The 1,683-nt window shown below is 60.1% G+C and carries 1 protein-coding gene and 1 pseudogene; both read left to right on the top strand.

Annotated elements, in window-relative coordinates:
* The first annotated feature begins 171 nt into the window (after positions 1 to 171).
* Positions 172 to 1,425 (top strand): MFS transporter, encoded by a 1,254-nt coding sequence (locus BLU17_RS32015; protein WP_092006742.1) that lies wholly within the window; start codon positions 172 to 174, stop codon positions 1,423 to 1,425.
* Positions 1,426 to 1,558: 133 nt separating this feature from the next.
* Positions 1,559 to 1,683 (top strand): annotated as a pseudogene (locus BLU17_RS34170) (2-keto-4-pentenoate hydratase); the annotation flags it as partial.

Here is a 1,683-nt window from a genome sequence, read left to right as displayed (position 1 = left end):
GCCCGAAACCTTGGCCGGCCTGCACTTCGTCATTTTCGCCGTGCTTATGCTTGTCCACTTTGCAGCCCTTAACAATAGTGCCTAACACGCTCTAAGGCGCCCTGAGCCAACGGGTAGGAAAAGATGCAGCGCGAAGGCGTTGCATCGAAAAAAATCAACAGGAGACAATGAATGATGACGACAGTAGCGGAAAACAATAAGGAATCCAAAGTCAGCGGGAAGGCTGGACGCCTTCAAGGCTGGCTGCTGATCGCTACCTGCTGGCTGGCATCGGCGGGCGCGGTGCTGATTGCGCCCGTGCTGCCGTTTATGCAAAAGGCGTTCGCGGACCAACCGCACGCGGATATTCTTACTTTGATCGTGCTGGTGATCCCTGGCCTGATGATCGCGCTGTTCAGCCCGGTCATGGGTGTGTTGGTCGATGTTGTCGGTCGTAAGCGCCTGTATCTGATTTCGATCGCGGTCTACACCGTGGCCGGCATCTTGCCGTTCTTCCTGCACAGCCTCGCTGCCATCATCGCTACACGCGTGGTGGTTGGGATTGCCGAAGCGGCCATCACCACCATCTCGACCGCGCTGACCGCCGACTATTTCACCGGCGAAGAGCGCGAGAAGTGGCTGACGATCCAGATCGGCTCGGCTTCCATCGTCGCCGTGGCGATGTTCGCAGCGGGTGGCGTCCTTGGCGGCTTTGCCGCCGGCTGGCGCACGCCGTTCCTGGTTTATGGCGGCGCGGTGCTGTTCCTGCCGCTGATCGCGATATTCCTTTGGGAGCCGGACGAGTCGAAGCAAACCCGCCACGAAGCGGCTGCCCGCCCGCCGTTCCCGTGGCGCGAGATCGGCCACGTTTGCGCGATGTCGTTGTTCACTTCGGTGATGTACTTCGTCATCACTATTCAGATCAGCTTCCTCCTGACCGAGCGCGGAGTGACAACGCCTGCCGTGATCGGCATCGGCAGTGCGATCGCGAATGCTGGCGTGCCGTTCGGCGCGTTCGTGTTCCACCGTCTGTCGGGCTGGGCCATCAATCGCCTGCTGGTGATGTCGTTTGCGATCATCGCGGCGGGCTTTTACATCGTGTCCAGCGTGCCGGACGTGAATTTTCTGATTGCCGGCGCTTTCGTCGCGTGCTTCGGCGGCGGCATGGTGATGCCGCTGCTGCTGAACTGGACCATGGTGCGCCTGCCGTTCGCGCAGCGCGGCCGTGGGGCCGGTGGTTATATGGCGGCCTTTTTTCTCGGTAACTTTCTGAGCCCGCTAGTGGTGACCGCTATCGCGGCGAAGGCCGGCGGACTGTTCGGCGCGGTTGGGGTGCTGGCTGTGGTGTGTCTGGCGGTGAGCCTGATTTCGCTGGTGCTGGTAGTGCTCAAGCGCGGTCCGACCGAGGCCGTCGGCGAGCATGGTTCGATCGCGCTTCCTCACTGATAACGGCAACGAACTGGCCCATCTTGCGATCCGTAAATTTTTCTGGATCAAGGCGATACATTTCGGGTCCGTGAAATTGTTTGTAAGGGATCCGTATTTATTTTGATTGGGTTGAAAGAGAGAGTATGAACCGATGATTTCCAAGGACAGGATTCAAGCGATTGCCGCGCGCCTGCGCGACGCGGAAGCGTCGCGCGAGGTGATTGCGCCAGTGCGCGGCGAGATCGCCCCTGACGACATCACCACGGCCTACGCCGT

The sequence above is a fragment of the Paraburkholderia lycopersici genome, from assembly GCF_900096975.1.
Lineage (GTDB): Bacteria > Pseudomonadota > Gammaproteobacteria > Burkholderiales > Burkholderiaceae > Paraburkholderia > Paraburkholderia lycopersici.
The sequence above is the reverse complement of the archived record's forward strand: the minus strand, read 5'-3'. Positions and strand labels throughout refer to the sequence as shown.

Bases quoted from the DNA above. Each gene is read 5' to 3' on its own strand.
- BLU17_RS32015 (WP_092006742.1), top strand. From the start codon at position 172: ATGATGACGACAGTAGCGGAAAACAATAAGGAATCCAAAGTCAGCGGG.